The following is a 15,296-nucleotide window of genomic DNA, read 5'->3' as shown; positions in this document are numbered from 1 at the left end:
GGCGCAATACAGACCGCTTCTCCATGCCCGCCTAAACGTCCGCTGCCGGGCGGAGGCGAAATGTGCCTGAATTTCCGCCGTTGGGCGCTTTGTTTCCATCGCAATGAAGGGTACCGATAGCTCATAGAGCAGTCCGCAGCCGTTCTCGTTCTTCAGCTTCCACGCATCCCCCGTCTGCTATTCAAGCTCGATCCAAGCCGGCGCATGGTCGCTTGGCTTCTCCCACCCTCTCACCTCGACGTCCACCCCAGCGCCGCGTAGCCGCGGTGCCAATGAGGGGCCCACGAGCAGATGGTCCATACGCAGGCCAGAACTCCTGTCGTAGCCGCCGCCGAAGGAGAAATTCCAATAGGTGTACACGCCCTTCTCCGGATGGATGCGGCGAACTGCGTCGATCCATCCTGCTTCGAGCATCTTCGCATAGGCTTGCCGGCTCTCGGGGAAGTAAACCGCGTCGCCGAGCCATCGTCGCGGCGCGACCGCGTCGATCCGCGTTGGAACGACATTATAGTCTCCACATAGCACAGCTGGCGCTCCCGCTTTGAGGAGGTCTTGGCCGTAGCTGATCAGGCGGTCGAACCAGCGCAGCTTGTAGTCGAACTTGGGACCCGGCGCCGGATTCCCATTGGGCAGATAGAGACAGCCGACAATGAGCCCGTCCATGTCGGCTTCGATGTAGCGGCTATGGGTGTCATCAGGATCGCCGGGAAGGTCGCGCCGGCGTTCAACCGGGTCACTTCCCCGAGTTAGAATGGCCACTCCGTTGTAGGATTTCTGGCCATGCCAGATCGCGCCATACCCCGCCTCGCGGATGGCCTCGACTGGAAACTTCTCGTCGGACGTTTTCATTTCCTGCAGGCAGACGACATCGTAGTTGGTAGCCGTGAGCCATTTAAGGAGCACGGGCAGCCGACCATTGACGCCGTTAACATTGAAGGTGGCGATGCGAACCATCTGCCCCTGCGGCCGTGGCTCACTTCTTGCCCAACTCGTCCTCGACCTTCCTGCGACTGTTGCCGACCGATTTCACGGCTGACTTGATGTCTGCCTTGCTGGCCCCAGTCTTGCCCGCCTCGTATTTCACCTCATGGTCCTGCCCGCCAGCGACCTTCGCGCGGTCCTGGCTGCGCCCGCGAGTAGTTTGAGAAGTAGCCATTTCTTCCTCCAAGGATTGCCTCCAACTCTCAACAACGCAGCCGGACTCTTCCGGTTCAATTCATCGCGCGCAGTGTGGAACTGAATCCATGGCAGAGTATTGAATCGTACTATGTATTCGACTTCGCCATGTCGGCCTTAGAGGCTATCCCCACCAAGAAGCGCACGCGGCGCAGAGACTCAGAATCTACCCCCAGATACCCCCTACCCCAGTTTCGTCCGTTCCAGCTCTGCACACTGACCGACGACATCCCGGTTGGCTCCGACTGGCTCTTCGAAATGAAGTTCGATGGCTATCGCGCCCAGGTCGCCATCTCGGGAGCGGAAGTCGTCGTCTACACCCGCAACGGCCACGACTGGACCCGCCAGTTCAAGGTGATCCTGCCGCCGCTTCAGGCACTGACAAGGGGCTCGGCGCTAATCGACGGCGAGATCGTGGCCATCGATAGCCAGGGCCGCACGAACTTCTCAATGCTGAAGACCGGCATTGCCGCAGGCATGCCGCTCAAGTTCTATGCCTTCGACCTGTTGGAATTGAACGGCGACGACCTAGCCGGCCGGCCCTTGATCGAGCGCAAGGAACGGCTTGCCGAACTTTTGGGCGAGCGGGACCCCGACGACAGCCTGCAGTTCTCCAGCCATATCGCCGACAATGGCAAGAAGGTGTTCGATACGATGTGCGCCGGCGGCCACGAGGGCATCATCGCCAAGCGTGCCGACAGTCGCTATGTCGGCGACCGCACCGCGAGCTGGCTCAAGATCAAGTGTACGAAACGACAGGAATTTGTCGTCGGCGGCTACCGCCCAAGCGACACCGGCCGCAGCATGGCCTCGCTGATCCTAGGCACATATGAGAACGGCAAGCTGATCTACCGCGGCCGCGTCGGCACGGGGTTCACCGAGACGATGCGCAAATCCATCCTCGCGCAGTTGGAGAAGCGGCCTTTAGACAAACCCGCCTTCGCATCGGTGCCGCGCGACATCGCGCGACGTGCCCGCTGGGTGAAGCCTGAACTCGTTGCCGAGGTCAGCTATTCCGAGGTGACACCCGACGGCAGCCTGCGGCACCCGAGCTTCCAAGGCATGCGCGAAGACAAGCGAGCCGACCAGGTGGTGATGGAAACGCCCAAGACCGTCGCGTCCGCCAATCTGGCTCCCGCTATGGGCAAGGAGATCGCCCGCGCCGTCGGCGTGACCCTGACGCATCCCGACAAGGTCATGTATCCGGGCACAGAGGTAACAAAGGCGACGCTCGCCGCCTACTACGCCGCGGTCGCCGAGAAGATGTTGCCGCATATCCAGGATCGGCCCCTTTCGCTGGTGCGCGACACCGACGGCGATCTGCAGCAGACCTTTTTTCAGAAGCACAAGCTGCCCGGGATGCCGAAGACCATTCATGACGGCCAGTTGGAGAAAATGTCCGGTAAGGAAAGCCGCATCCTTTGGGTCGACGATCTGGCGGGGCTGATCGCCGGCGTCCAGATGAATGTGCTCGAATTCCACGTCTGGGGAAGCCTTCGCCAGCAGCCCAACCTCCCACACCGGATAATCTTCGACATCGATCCGGACGAGGGCCTGGGCTTTGGTGACGTCACGCAGGCCGCGCTCGACATCCGCGGCGTTCTCGATGCCCTCGGCCTCCAATCTTGGCCACTGTTATCGGGTGGCAAGGGAGTTCACGTGGTCGTTCCACTCGTTCCCGAGGCTGACTGGGAAGTGGTGAAGGGCTTTTGCCAGGACTTCGCCGAACTGCTGGCCCGCACCGATCCGTCGCGCTTCGTCGCCAACATGAGCAAGGCCAAGCGCAAGGGCCGCATGTTCATCGACTATCTGCGCAACGGACAGGGAGCCACCGCAATTTGCCCGTGGTCGACCCGGGCGCGATCCGGTGCGTCATGCGCCGTACCCGTCACTTGGGATGAACTGCCGACCTTCAAGAGTGCCAGCGCGTTTGACGTTTTCGCTGCCGCCGCTCGGGCTCAGGAGTCCGACGCGTGGGAAGGCTATTCGGACGTCGAGCAAACGCTGACAGAGTGGATCCGAAAAGCAGTCCGATAGGTGCAGCCAGTCCTAGATCGTCAGCGACATCTGCCGATGGGCCTCGGTTCGCGCTCCGGTTAGGTTTGAAAGTGTCACCCCGAGCAGGCGGATCCCCTTGCTGACAGGAAATACCTGATCGAGGAGGGTGCCGCTGACGGTCGCTAGGTCGGCTTCGCCCTCGATGACGCCTCCGATCGTGCGGCTGCGCGTGATCTGCTGGAAGTCGGCGAATTTCACCTTCAATGTCACCGTGCGACCCTGGATCGATCTTTCCTTGCAATACCGCCAGACCTTGGCAACCAATGGCGCCAACTCCTTGCGAGCACTTTCGAGGTCAAATAAATCGCTCGCAAAGGTGTCCTCGGCCCCCACGGACTTGCGCTCGCGGTCGGCCCGCACCGGGCGTTCGTCGATGCCCCGGGCGATCCAGTAATAGTACGGCCTTCCCGAACTTCTCCTCCAGGAACGCCAGGCTCTGTGCACGCAGGTCGGCGCCGGTCTCGATGCCCAGCCGAGCCATTTTGTCGGCAGTCGCCGGGCCGACACCATGAAATTTCCGCACAGGCAAGGCTTCGACAAAGGCGGGACCCTGCTTCGGAGTGATGACGAACAGCCCATCGGGCTTGTTCTGGCCGGAGGCGAGCTTGGCCAGGAATTTGTTGTAGCTGACGCCGGCCGAGGCCGTCAGGCCGGTTTCGGACTTGATTTTAGCGCGGATCATTTCCGCGATCGTCGTGGCGATTGGGATGCCCTGCAGATTGTCGGTGACGTCGAGATAGGCCTCGTCGAGCGAGAGCGGTTCAATGAGTGGCGTGTGCGCGGCGAATATCGCGTGGATCTGCTGGGAGACGGCCCGGTAGGCGTCAAAGCGCGGCGGCACGAAGATCAGCTCGGGACATTTTCGTTTTGCGGTAATCGAGGGCATGGCCGATCGCACCCCGAACTCTCTGGCCTCGTAGCTCGCAGCGGCCACCACGCCCCGCGCCGCCGAGCCGCCGACTGCCACAGGCTTGCCGCGTAGGTCCGGATTGTCGCGCTGTTCGACCGAGGCGAAAAAGGCATCCATATCGACATGGATGATCTTGCGAAGAATGGCTGTGCCTTCCCGCGGTGCATCGGCTTCTTGGCTGCTGTCGCTTCCCTCGCTCATATCGTCGTCCCTGTATCACCTGGGCACATCATTAGACCGCAACTCGATCGAGTGCAGTCTGGGATCAACTCTCGGAGCGGAGCAACGAGTCCGATTGACTCTCGGACACCAAAGAGAACAAATAAGGAACATATCAGCCCCGAAATCCATTGGGAAGACAGTTTGAGAGTGTTTCGTTCATGGGTCAGCCGGCCGCCAGCCCTGCTATCGCCGCGCTTCGTGAGCGAATCGCGCGCCTCGAAGGCGGGCCGGCGCGTAACCGCGCGACGCTTCCTTTCGGCGTTCCCACGATCGACAAGGTCTTGCCGGGAGGCGGGCTGGCGCTCGGGGCGCTGCATGAGGTTGCCGGTGGCCGCAACGGGGCGATTGACGGCGCTGCGGCGGCGCTCTTTGCGGCCGGGATTGCCGCGCGCACCAAGGGCAAGGTGCTCTGGTGTGTCACGCGGCAGGACCTCTTCGCCCCTGCCCTCGCCCAAGCCGGCCTGTTGCCCGGGCGGGTCGTCTATGTCGAGGCCGGTGACGAAGCCTCAGTGCTCGCCTGTTTTGAAGAAGGGCTTCGCCATGGTGGGCTAGGCGCCGTGGTTGCCGAACTGGCCCGCCTCTCCATGACCGCCTCCCGCCGACTGCAACTGGCCGCCGAAGCCTCCGGCGCCATCGGCATAGCTATCCGCCGTTGGCGCCGACAAACCGAAGCGACCGATTTTGGACAACCGACCGCCGCGGTCACCCGCTGGCGCGTCTCCGCGCTCCCCTCCCGCTCCCTGCCGGTCCCCGGTATCGGCCGCGCCCGCTGGCGGCTCGAACTGATCCGCGCCCGGGCTGGAGAAAGCGCCGACTTTGAAGTGGAAGCCTGCGATGACAAGGGTCGTCTCGCTCTATTTTCCGACCTGGCCGACCGATCGCTTGCGACGCGCACTGGGCCCGTCCGCGCCATCGGCTGAAACCCCGGTCATCATGCTCGGCCGGCAGGGGAACCGGCGGCTCGTGCTGGCGGCCGATGCGGCGGCACGCACGGCCGGCCTGCGCGTGGGCATGCCGGCGAGCAAGGCTCAGGTCCTGGTGCCCAACCTGCTAAGCTTCGACCTGGATGCAGCCGCCGATGCGGAGGCCCTCGATAGAATGGCGCTCTGGTCGCTCCGCTATGCCCCGATCGTCGCGGCCGATCCGCCCGACGGACTTATCATCGACACCACGGGCGCCGACCATCTGCATGGCGGTGAGGACACGATGCTTGAGGGGCTGGTGTCGCGCATGGCAGCCTCCGGCACCAATGCACGTGGCGCCGTCGCCGACACCTGGGGAGCCGCTCATGCCTGCGCGCGCTTCCTCGCCCGGCCGACCTTCGTCGCGCCAGTGGGGCAAGCCCCGGCGATTATGCGCGGTCTTCCGATCGGCGCCCTGCGGCTTCCCCAGGACATCGTCGAAGGCCTGCTCACGCTCGGCTTCGAGCGGGTGGGCGAAGTCGAGGCGGCGCCGCGCGCCTCGCTCACCCTCCGCTTCGGGCCCGAGCTCGGCCGTCGCCTGGACCAGGCCATGGGGCGGCGCAGCGAACCCTTCGAGCCCGCCCGATCTCCCGAACTCATCGAGGTTCGCCGGGCCTTCGGCGAGCCGATCGGCGCCGCCGAAACCATGGCCCGCTATACCGGCAAGCTCGTCGCAACCCTCTGCGAGGCCCTAGAGGCCAAGGGGCTCGGCGCCCGCCGGTTGGACCTGCTGTTTCATCGCGTGGACAACCGCATAGAGGCCATTCGCGTCGGCACCGCCGTGCCAGTGCACGATGTCAAACGACTGACCCGACTCCTCACCGACCGGATCGAAACCGTCGATCCCGGATTCGGCATCGAGGTGATGACCCTGGCCGCGACCCTCGCCGAGCCCTTCGGAGCCAAGCAGATCATCTCCTCACTGGTCGAAGAGCCGGAACCCGACATTACCGATCTCATCGACGTGCTTGCCAACCGTATTGGCGAGCAGCGGCTCTACCGCTTTGCCCCGGTCGAGAGTGACGTGCCCGAACGCTCAGTCCGCCGCATCGCGCCGAATGCGCCAGACGACGGGACGAGTTGGCCCGGTGAATGGCCTCGCCCGCCGCGTCTGCTGACCCAGCCCGAACCCATCGAGACGATGGCCCTGCTGCCCGACCATCCGCCGGTCTGGTTCAGTTGGCGGGGCATCCGGCATCGCGTCGCGCGGGCCGACGGTCCCGAGCGCGTTTTTGGCGAATGGTGGCAGCGCGATGCCGAACTGATCGCGGTACGCGACTATTTCCAGGTGGAGGACGAGTCCGGCGAGCGCTTCTGGATCTACCGTGCCGGCGACGGCGAGGATCCCGGGACCGGCTCGCACAAATGGTTCCTGCATGGGGTCTTCGCATGACCACCCCGCGCTATGCCGAATTGCAGGTAACCAGCCATTTCTCGTTCCTGCGCGGCGCCAGTTCTTGCAACGACCTGTTCGCCCAGGCGGCAGCGCTCGGCATTGAGGCCCTGGCCGTAGTCGACCGCAATTCTCTAGCCGGCATCGTGCGGGCCCATCAGGCCGCCAAGGACACCGGCGTCAGGCTCATCGTCGGCTGTCGCCTTGATCTCGTCGACGGCATGTCGCTGCTCGTCTATCCCACCGACCGGGCCGCCTATTCCCGGCTCTGCCGCCTGCTGACCCTGGGCAAGAAACGCGGCGGCAAAGCAAAGTGCCACCTCGAATGGAGCGACCTGGCCGACTATGCCGAGGGCCTGATCGCCGTTCTTGTCCCCGACCGCGCCGATCACACCTGCGCCCTGCAACTGCGTCGCCTGAGGGAGATCTTCAGCGATCGCGCCTACTTGGCGCTGACCCTGCGCCGGCGGCCCAACGACCAGGTCCGGCTGCACGAGCTTTCCAACTTCGCCACCCAGATGCGGGTGCCGACGGTGGTGACGAATGACGTTCTGTTCCACGAACCAAGCCGGCGCATCCTCCAGGACGTGGTGACCGCCATTCGCCACAACATCACCATCGACGAGTTGGGGTTCCGGCGCGAGCGGCATGCCGACCGCTATCTCAAGCCGCCTGAGGAAATGGCGCGGCTATTTTCGCGCTATCCGGAAGCCCTCGCTCGCACCGTCGAAATTGCGCGCCAGTGCCGCTTCTCCCTCGACGAACTCGCCTACCAGTATCCAGAGGAGAAGATGCTGCCCGGCCTGACGGCGCAGCAGGCGCTCCGACAGCTCACCTGGGAAGGTGCAGCGCGTCGCTATCCCGAGGGTGTGCCTGACAAAGTCGTGGCGCTCATCGAGCACGAACTGCGCCTGATCGAAATCCTGCAATACGCTCCGTACTTCCTCACCGTGAACGCCATCGTGCAGTTCGCGCGCAGCAAGGATATTTTGTGCCAGGGCAGAGGCTCGGCCGCCAACTCGGCCGTCTGCTACGTGCTGGGCATCACCAGCATCGATCCTGAGCGCAACAATCTCCTCTTCGAGCGCTTCGTCTCGCAGGAGCGCAACGAGCCACCCGACATCGACGTCGATTTCGAGCATGAGCGGCGCGAAATCGTCATGCAGTGGGTCTACGAAACCTATGGCCGTGACCACAGCGCGCTCTGCTCGACCGTGGTGCGCTATCACACCAAAGGCGCCGTCCACGATATCGGCAAGGCTCTCGGCCTGCCCGAGGACCTCACCAAGCTGCTGTCCTCGCAGGTCTGGGGCCACGACGAGGGCATCGACGAGAAGCGCGTCCAAGATCTCAATCTCAACCTCGCCGATCGCCGGCTGCGGCTGACGCTCGAACTCGCCCAGCAACTCGAGGGTACGCCACGCCATCTGTCGCAGCATCCAGGTGGCTTCGTTCTGACCAATGACCGGCTCGACGATCTCGTGCCGATCGAGCCGGCCCGCATGGTCGACCGCCAGGTCATCGAGTGGGACAAGGACGATATCGACATCCTCAAATTCATGAAGGTCGACGTCCTGGCGCTCGGCATGCTCACCTGCATGAAGCGCAGCTTCGACCTCTTGGCCGAGCACAAGGGCATGACCCTCGACCTGGCCACCCTCCCGGCTGAAGACCCTGCGACCTATGCCATGATCCGCAAGGCGGATACGATCGGGGTCTTCCAGATCGAGAGTCGCGCCCAGATGTCGATGCTGCCCCGCATCAAGCCGCGCACCTTCTATGACCTCGTCGTCGAGGTGGCCATCGTGCGCCCCGGCCCGATCCAGGGCGACATGGTCCATCCTTATCTGCGACGCCGGGAGGGCAAGGAGCCGGTCGAGTTCCCGACCCCCGAGCTTGAGCGCGTGCTCGGCAAGACCTTGGGCGTTCCCCTGTTCCAGGAGCAGGCCATGCAGGTGGCCATGGTCTGCGCCGGCTTTTCCGCCGGCGAGGCCGACCAATTGCGCCGTGCCATGGCGACCTTCAAGCACACGGGCGGCGTCAGCAAGTTCCGCGACAAGCTGATCGGTGGCATGATCGCCAATGGCTATACGCCGGAATTCGCGGCAACCACCTTCAAGCAGCTCGAAGGCTTTGGCAGCTACGGCTTTCCCGAGAGCCATGCCGCCAGCTTCGCGCTCATCGCCTATGCCTCGAGTTGGATGAAATGCCACCATCCCGATGTCTTCTGCTGCGCACTGCTCAATTCCCAGCCGATGGGCTTCTATCTGCCGGCCCAGATTGTGCGCGATGCCCAAGCCCACGGCGTCGAGGTCCGGCCCGTCTGCATCAATGCGAGCCGATGGGACTGCACGCTTGAGCCGATTGGCGAGGATGGACGCTTCGCCGTCCGGCTTGGTCTGCGGATGGTCAAGGGGCTGGCCAATGTCGATGCTGCCGCGATCGTTGCAGCCCGAGCTGACGAGCCGTTCGCATCCATCGACGATCTCTGGCATCGCGCCGGGGTGCCGTCGGCATCTCTGGTCCAACTCGCCGAGGCTGACGCCTTTCGTCCCGATCTCGGCCTGGCCCGACGCGAGGCGTTGTGGGCGCTCAAGGGGCTCCGCGACGAACCCCTGCCTCTCTTTGCCGCAGCCTCGGCTCACGAGCAGCGGACCGTGTCGGAAATCCATGAGCCGGCTCTCACACTGCGGCCGATGACAGCTGGCCGGGAAGTGGTCGAGGACTACGGTCACGTGGGCCTGACCCTACGAAACCACCCGCTGTCGTTCCTGCGCGCAGATCTTATCCGGCGCCGAATCGTCAGCTGCAGCGAGGCGATGCAGGCGCGCGACGGCCGCTGGCTGGAGGCGGCAGGCCTCGTCCTGGTCCGCCAGCGGCCCGGATCGGCCAAGGGCGTGATGTTCCTGACCATGGAGGACGAGACCGGCGCCGCCAATGTCGTGGTCTGGGTCAAGGTCTTCGAGAAATTCCGCCGCGTGCTGCTGTCCTCCTCGATGCTCAGCGTCCGCGGCAAGATTCAGCGTGAGGGCGAAGTGGTGCATCTCGTCGCCCATTCCCTCACCGATCTTTCCGGTGAACTCGCCAGCGTCGGCAACCGAGAGGCGCCCTTTCCACTTCCGCATGGGCGAGGGGATGAAGCCCATCACCGTGGACCAGGGATCGATCCGCGAAGCTTGCCGAAGGGCCTGCGGCCACGGGACCTCGTCGATCCAACGCTGCAGGTTGAACCGATCAAGGTGAAGACACGCGACTTTCGATAGCGCTCGCATCGTCCGTGCCCAGCTGCAACCGCAAAGGCGGCGGCAGGCGGCCTTACGCCATAAGCCGACGTTCGATCACCCCCGCCTTGTACTCCGACCCGCATCCGGTAAGGTCAGTTAAAGTACCGGAAAACCGTTTCGCAGCCATGATCACCGCGACGGCGAGTTGACCGGCCTACCGATCGTCGACTTAGTTGAGATGGCACCTGCCAAAACGGTGACCTTAGCTTCCGGGCCAGGAAGAATTCGATCGGGGGCGGGACAGGCGGGAATGGTCGAAGAACTCGCTTTACCCGACATGTCCGAGGAGCAGCGCCATACTGCCTCTCTTCTGCAGCGCCTGCTGGGAAAGCGGACCGCGGATCGGTACGTCGACTTTTGCCGGCTCGCGGCCGGCACCCTGCCCCTTCGCGTATCGGTGCCGCTGGCGGGCCACGCCATGCGCGAGATCGATGCGATCCTTCGGCAACTTCTTGCAACTCCTGCCGATCTGACGGTAACGGTTTCGCCCGAGGCGCAAAATCGTCTCGACCAGGCCGGCGCCGCGCTGAGGTCACTTGGATACATCCAACAGGCGGCAGATCGAGCGGTCACAACCCTGGCGCCCAAGCACAGCCATCGCGAACAGATCGAACGGATCTGCGCCACCTTGGGCCTCGCTCCCGACGGCGATGTTGCTCGATCCTGGAAGTCCGTGATGGCCGCGCACGCAAAGGCACATTACGGGCGAGAACTGCATCAGTCGCTGGAAGTGGACGCTCAGTTCCGTTCGGAATGGCAGGCGCCTTTCGACACGGCAGTACGGGGCCTTATGGTCGCGCTGCAGGGCAAGTACTCGGCCTATATCCGACGCCTCGACGAGCTTCTCGCAATGCCGGACCGAAAGGCGGCAGTGCAGGCCCTGTCGCGTGAGATTCCCGGCGCGCTCCCGCTGCTGTTCTACTTCTTCGAGCGTCTCCACTCCGCGGACTGGCTCGATCCCCTTGCCGAGCACCGGCTGCTCGCCGCGTCGTGGGTCGGCCTCGATGACATAGATGACGGGCTGCGCCTGCAGCATTGGCCCGCAGGGCGATACCTCGTGAGGATGGCGGCTTCGAGCGATCCCGCAGTTCGAGCGAGGGTGGTCGCCGCGCTGCGTGCAGTCGGTGGATCCGAAGACCAGGATGTGCATTGGCATGGCGCGGAGGCGATTGTAGCCCTGCCAGCCGGCGAGGCCGAGGGCCTCGTCGACATCCTAAAGGGCTGGCTCGGCCAAGACACGCGACTGCCCCATTCGTCAGCCGTCCATACGATCCTCGAAAATCTTGTCAAAGCGGATCGCCACGAGGCCGCTCTCGGCCTCTTCGGCTCACTCTACCGGATCATTCCCGAGGACGGCAGGGCCACGACCCTGTTCGGCCAGCACATGTTCGAGCACTTCCTGCCCCAGGACGTTCGCGCATGCGCTGCCGGGTTGGGCACCGACCTTGTCGGAGTGCTGTGCGAGATGCTGGATGCCGCGCTGCGCATCGAACGACGGGTGAGCGACGATCCCCCAGGCGACTATTCCCACCACATGTCTAGGACCATCTCCGATCATGGCCCCAAGCACGGCATCATCGATGCATTGGTCGGCGAGACCGTCCGATCGGCGCGGCTCATCTCCTCGGCACACCCTGACCGACTAGAGGCAATCGTCGCCGAAATCTCGAAATATCCTTCGCGGTTGCTCACCCGTTTGCGGCTCCACGTCCTTTCCCTCGATCCCGCAGCTGCACCCTCACTCGCCACCTCGAGTCTCGATGACGCCGACCTGATCGGCGAGACGTGGTGCAGTATGGAGTACGGGGAGCTGGCGGCCGCCTGGTTCGACCGCTTGCCCGACGAGACCCAGGCCAGGATCTTGGGGGCGGTCGACAAAGTCCCGTCAAAGCACGAGCCGAGCTGGCAGGAGCGGTTCAAGAAAAGCACCGGGCGAGAGCCCAATGACGAGGAACGAAACCACTTCAGGGCATCAGTGCTGCGGGAGGTGCAATGGCATTGGCGCCAGGTGCTTCCCAAGGACCGTCAGCAAGACGTCGAGCGTCACGGTGACCCCGATGCGTGGCTGAAGGAGTTGCATGAGCCCGATATCAGTCCAGCGGTCGCGGCCGACCTCGCGAACCGTTCGATCGAGGACATCGCCTCGTTCCTCACCGACTGGCGACCCTCCCCCCAGGCGCAGAAGGTCACGGTGACCGCTCTCAGCCAGCAATTGCGGCAGGCTGCCGAGCAGAATGCGTTGGCCTTCTCCGAAGGGGCCCCCAAATTCTCGGGCGTCCCCGCAATCTATATCCGCAGGATCATTGAGGCCCTGACGACCGTCGTCCGGAACAAAAACGCGGTCAGCTGGGGAGGCATCATCGCGCTTACCGGAACGCTTGTGTCTCGCGTGGGTCTGACCGGAAACGAAGGCGAGGGCCATGACGCCGACTGGTCGTGGACCCGCAAGGCCGCAATCGAACTGATCTCCGTCGGGCTCCAATTGGGCAAGGAAGGCATCAGCTTTGGCCTCGAATCCGAGGTCCGGGCCCAAGTCCTCTCCTTCTACGAGAGCTCGTCGCCGGCTGACTCTGAGAGCTTCGAGGAGACCTACCGCCGGCAAGTCTATTTCGCCGCCACGTCCACGTCGCGCGGCGCCGCCCTGGAGCTTTGCATTCAGCTCATCTTCTGGCTGAGCAAAAACCCGGAAACGCCGGTCGGCAAGGATCCGGGCCACGCTCTCACCGCTCTGCCGGAGATCAAGAGCATTCTGGACGCCGGGGTCGCCCGGAGCGGTGCCGACGGGCGAATACCGCGGGCGGTCATCGGGCGCTACCTCGGTTGGCTCAGCTACTTCGCGGCCAACTTCCTCGAGGCCAATGCAACGAATTTCTTCGAGACACCCGATGCGCAGCTGCGCGACGCGGTATGGTTGTCGCACATCCAGATGGGCACGGGTCCCCTTTCCTGGCTAGCCACTCAAATGAGCGATTGCTATCGGAACGAGATTCAACGCCTGGCCGAAAACGTGCCGGGTGCCGATCGAGAACATCTCACCGAGAGGTTCACGCACTACCTAGTGATCCTCTACATCGTCGATGCCCTCCCTGAAGACGTCTATGCCCAGTTCTGGAATGACGCCCCGATCGAGGCGCGGCGGAAGGCGATGTGGTTTCTGGGCACCCAGCTGGCATTGCCCGAAGGGGAGAGGCGCCTTCGAGCGCAGAGCTATTGGGATCGAAGGCTGCTGGCTGCTTCAGAGCCCTCGGCCCAACGCACGGTCTTTCAGAATGAGATCGGCGCGATCGGCCAATTCTACTACCAACGGGGCCTCGACCCCGACTGGCTCATGCAGCAGACCATCGCGGCGTCGAATGCCGGATATGGGCCAGGCCAGACCTTTCATCTCGTGGATCGGATCGCGGAATTCAGCTCCCCGCTCCCACACCGGGCCGTGGAAACCATCTCGACGCTGATCAAGAACCGTCACCTCGATATGATGGAGCTCGGCGTGAGGTCGCAAAACCTGCGAGCAATCTTTGTCGCCGGCCTGTCGACCGGCGACACGCGGGCAGTCTCCAATGTGGTCGACGCCATCAATTTCCTGACGGTGGCCGGAGATACGAGCTGTCTCGACTTGTTGCCGAAGGCGGCGGAATAGCGGCCGGTCAGCGGTGGAGCGGCGACCGCTCACCACGGCGATCTGCACCTGGAGGGATGATGACGACCGACCCGGAGCGCCTCAAGACTGGCCTCGAAAACCTGCTCGATGATCGTGACTACCTCTACCGTCTCGTGTCGACGATCGACTGGGATGCCCAACTCGAGGCGATCAGGGCTGTCCTGAGAGAGCACCGACGATCTGCCGACCATGTCAGCACCAACATCAAGGAATTGGAGGAAGAAGCCCGAACCTACCAGGGCCCGTACCACGATCATGTTGTCGATGAGCATGTCGATGCGATCTGGCGGTCGACATATAGCGACGCAGCAATCAGCCTATCTGCCGTCGGCATGATCGTCCCGACGCTCGAGACTATTTTCGCGCAAGCCTTCCGCGCCTTGGGCGATAAATACGTCGCCAAGGGCATCGCCCCGCCCGATCACAAGCGCTGGCGCCGGGCCAAGGACAATCCAGAAAGATGGAACGTCCAATGGTACTTCGGCAAAAGTGATGCCGGCGTCGACATCGTTTCCGGCCTGCCACAGCTTTGTGACGCCACCGGAGTCTCTGCTCATCTTCGCCCTGATGACCTCGACTGGATCGTCGCTCTGCTCAGCTACCGGAACCGGATGTTCCATGGCGGTTTCGAATGGTCGATCCCGCAGCGCCAGACGTTCGTGGCCCTGATCGCGGAGCGTGGCTGGGACCAGTATTTCGTCTGGTCGACGACCGACCATGAACCCTGGATTTGTTTCCTGCGGGACCAGGTGATCGATGCGCTCCCCGACAGGGTGTTCGCGATCCTCGGCAGCCTGGGCCGCTTCACGAAGGCCCTGCCCTACGAGCTGATGTCGGATCCCGGGGATGAGCCGCCGCCCGACATACCGCAGGACTAGCGTCCACAGCGAGCTAGTTGGAGGCATTAGCCACGTCCACGTGGGCCAAAAAGCTGCCCTCGCGTGATCGGAGCGCCAATGGCTGGAATGGGCACGAAAGCTGCCGGCCGGAATGGGCCCCATTCCGGCCTTTTGGCCTACCCACGCCGTCCTAGTCCGATCCCTGTCGAACGGTTTCAACCGCGAGTGAGCCCTCCGGTAGGGGGGCGCAGCAGTTCGCCTTCTGTCTTCGTCAGGTAGATCCAGTGCGCCCAGTCGGTGGGACGCAGAACTACCACCTGGCGGTCATGATAAGTAACAATATCCGGACCAGGTTCGGTGGTCAGCATGGCGAAGGCCGGGATAGAGCCATCTGTGCCTTCGCGCCATCAGCCGGCGATCGCCATGAATGGTGCATCGTTCAGCGTGAACCGATGTTTTGCTTTCGGGTACTTCTTGCCCGTGAATTCGAAGAAGGCCGACGCGGGAACGAGGCATCGGTTGCTCTTGTCGAAATGCCTTCCGTCAGAGCGGTAGTTGAAGACTGGGCCACCCTTCGGGTTGGAAGGTGGGAAGCTGAAATTCATGGGCACCAGCTCAATGCCGTTGCCGGCAGCGCGCATCACGGGGGCCATGTCGTTGATCCGGATGTCGTCGCTTCCCGGCAAATCGAGTTCGGTCTGTTGCGTCGGGATGCCAAGCTCGAGTGCCTGCATCATCTGGACGTATTCGACCCACTTCACATGCTGTTCGTAGGCATTGCACATGCCGGC

At 63.4% G+C, this 15,296-nt stretch carries 8 protein-coding genes and 2 pseudogenes; 6 read left to right on the top strand and 4 right to left on the bottom strand.

Annotation, left to right across the window (positions count from 1 at the left end; translation table 11 throughout):
- Window positions 1–177: 177 nt before the first annotated feature.
- Window positions 178–954: an exodeoxyribonuclease III gene (gene xth / locus NLY37_RS08625; protein WP_023741184.1), complete on the bottom strand. Its 777-nt coding sequence runs from the start codon at window positions 952–954 to the stop codon at window positions 178–180.
- Between the two features lie 19 nt (window positions 955–973).
- Window positions 974–1,156, bottom strand: coding sequence for a DUF3606 domain-containing protein (locus NLY37_RS08620; protein ID WP_023741183.1), 183 nt, complete (start codon window positions 1,154–1,156; stop codon window positions 974–976).
- Between the two features lie 74 nt (window positions 1,157–1,230).
- On the opposite strand from NLY37_RS08620, the gene ligD reads away from it, so the two are divergent.
- Window positions 1,231–3,213, top strand: coding sequence for a DNA ligase D (ligD, locus tag NLY37_RS08615; protein ID WP_023741182.1), 1,983 nt, complete (start codon window positions 1,231–1,233; stop codon window positions 3,211–3,213).
- 12 nt (window positions 3,214–3,225) lie between these two features.
- Here ligD and dinB read toward each other — a convergent pair.
- Window positions 3,226–4,345 (bottom strand): annotated as a pseudogene (gene dinB / locus NLY37_RS08610) (DNA polymerase IV).
- Window positions 4,346–4,524: 179 nt separating this feature from the next.
- Between dinB and NLY37_RS08605 the strand changes: the two are divergent.
- The 5 genes from NLY37_RS08605 (at window position 4,525) to NLY37_RS08585 (ending at window position 14,544) form a co-directional block, all read left to right on the top strand.
- Complete coding sequence (locus NLY37_RS08605) at window positions 4,525–5,286, top strand: ImuA family protein (RefSeq protein WP_023741181.1); 762 nt, start codon at window positions 4,525–4,527, stop codon at window positions 5,284–5,286.
- A complete protein-coding gene (locus NLY37_RS08600; RefSeq protein WP_031245995.1) occupies window positions 5,201–6,721 on the top strand; it encodes a Y-family DNA polymerase in 1,521 nt (506 codons plus the stop codon). The genes NLY37_RS08605 and NLY37_RS08600 overlap by 86 nt, the downstream gene beginning before the upstream one ends.
- Window positions 6,718–9,984, top strand: a complete 3,267-nt coding sequence (locus NLY37_RS08595; RefSeq protein WP_023741179.1) for an error-prone DNA polymerase — start codon at window positions 6,718–6,720, stop codon at window positions 9,982–9,984. The genes NLY37_RS08600 and NLY37_RS08595 overlap by 4 nt, the downstream gene beginning before the upstream one ends.
- 271 nt (window positions 9,985–10,255) lie before the next feature.
- Window positions 10,256–13,645 carry a hypothetical protein gene (locus tag NLY37_RS08590; RefSeq protein WP_023741178.1) on the top strand — a complete coding sequence of 1,130 codons (3,390 nt, stop codon included), beginning with the start codon at window positions 10,256–10,258 and terminating at the stop codon, window positions 13,643–13,645.
- Between the two features lie 56 nt (window positions 13,646–13,701).
- The gene (locus NLY37_RS08585; protein WP_023741177.1) at window positions 13,702–14,544 is read left to right on the top strand and encodes a hypothetical protein; all 843 of its coding nucleotides are present in this window, start codon (window positions 13,702–13,704) and stop codon (window positions 14,542–14,544) included.
- Between the two features lie 151 nt (window positions 14,545–14,695).
- On the opposite strand, the pseudogene NLY37_RS08580 reads toward NLY37_RS08585, so the two are convergent.
- Window positions 14,696–15,290, bottom strand: a pseudogene (locus NLY37_RS08580) (SOS response-associated peptidase family protein).
- Window positions 15,291–15,296: the final 6 nt, after the last annotated feature.

The sequence above is a fragment of the Mesorhizobium sp. C395A genome (assembly GCF_030323205.1).
In the GTDB taxonomy this organism is placed as follows: Bacteria; Pseudomonadota; Alphaproteobacteria; order Rhizobiales; family Rhizobiaceae; genus Mesorhizobium.
This window is presented reverse-complemented; position numbering and strand designations above follow the sequence as displayed.

What these genes read in the sequence shown, in the direction of transcription:
- xth (WP_023741184.1), bottom strand. Translation starts at nt 954, where the DNA reads ATGGTTCGCATCGCCACCTTCAATGTTAACGGCGTCAATGGTCGGCTG.
- NLY37_RS08620 (WP_023741183.1), bottom strand. Translation starts at nt 1,156, where the DNA reads ATGGCTACTTCTCAAACTACTCGCGGGCGCAGCCAGGACCGCGCGAAG.
- NLY37_RS08605 (WP_023741181.1), top strand. Translation starts at nt 4,525, where the DNA reads ATGGGTCAGCCGGCCGCCAGCCCTGCTATCGCCGCGCTTCGTGAGCGA.
- NLY37_RS08600 (WP_031245995.1), top strand. Translation starts at nt 5,201, where the DNA reads ATGACAAGGGTCGTCTCGCTCTATTTTCCGACCTGGCCGACCGATCGC.
- NLY37_RS08595 (WP_023741179.1), top strand. Translation starts at nt 6,718, where the DNA reads ATGACCACCCCGCGCTATGCCGAATTGCAGGTAACCAGCCATTTCTCG.
- NLY37_RS08590 (WP_023741178.1), top strand. Translation starts at nt 10,256, where the DNA reads ATGGTCGAAGAACTCGCTTTACCCGACATGTCCGAGGAGCAGCGCCAT.
- NLY37_RS08585 (WP_023741177.1), top strand. Translation starts at nt 13,702, where the DNA reads ATGATGACGACCGACCCGGAGCGCCTCAAGACTGGCCTCGAAAACCTG.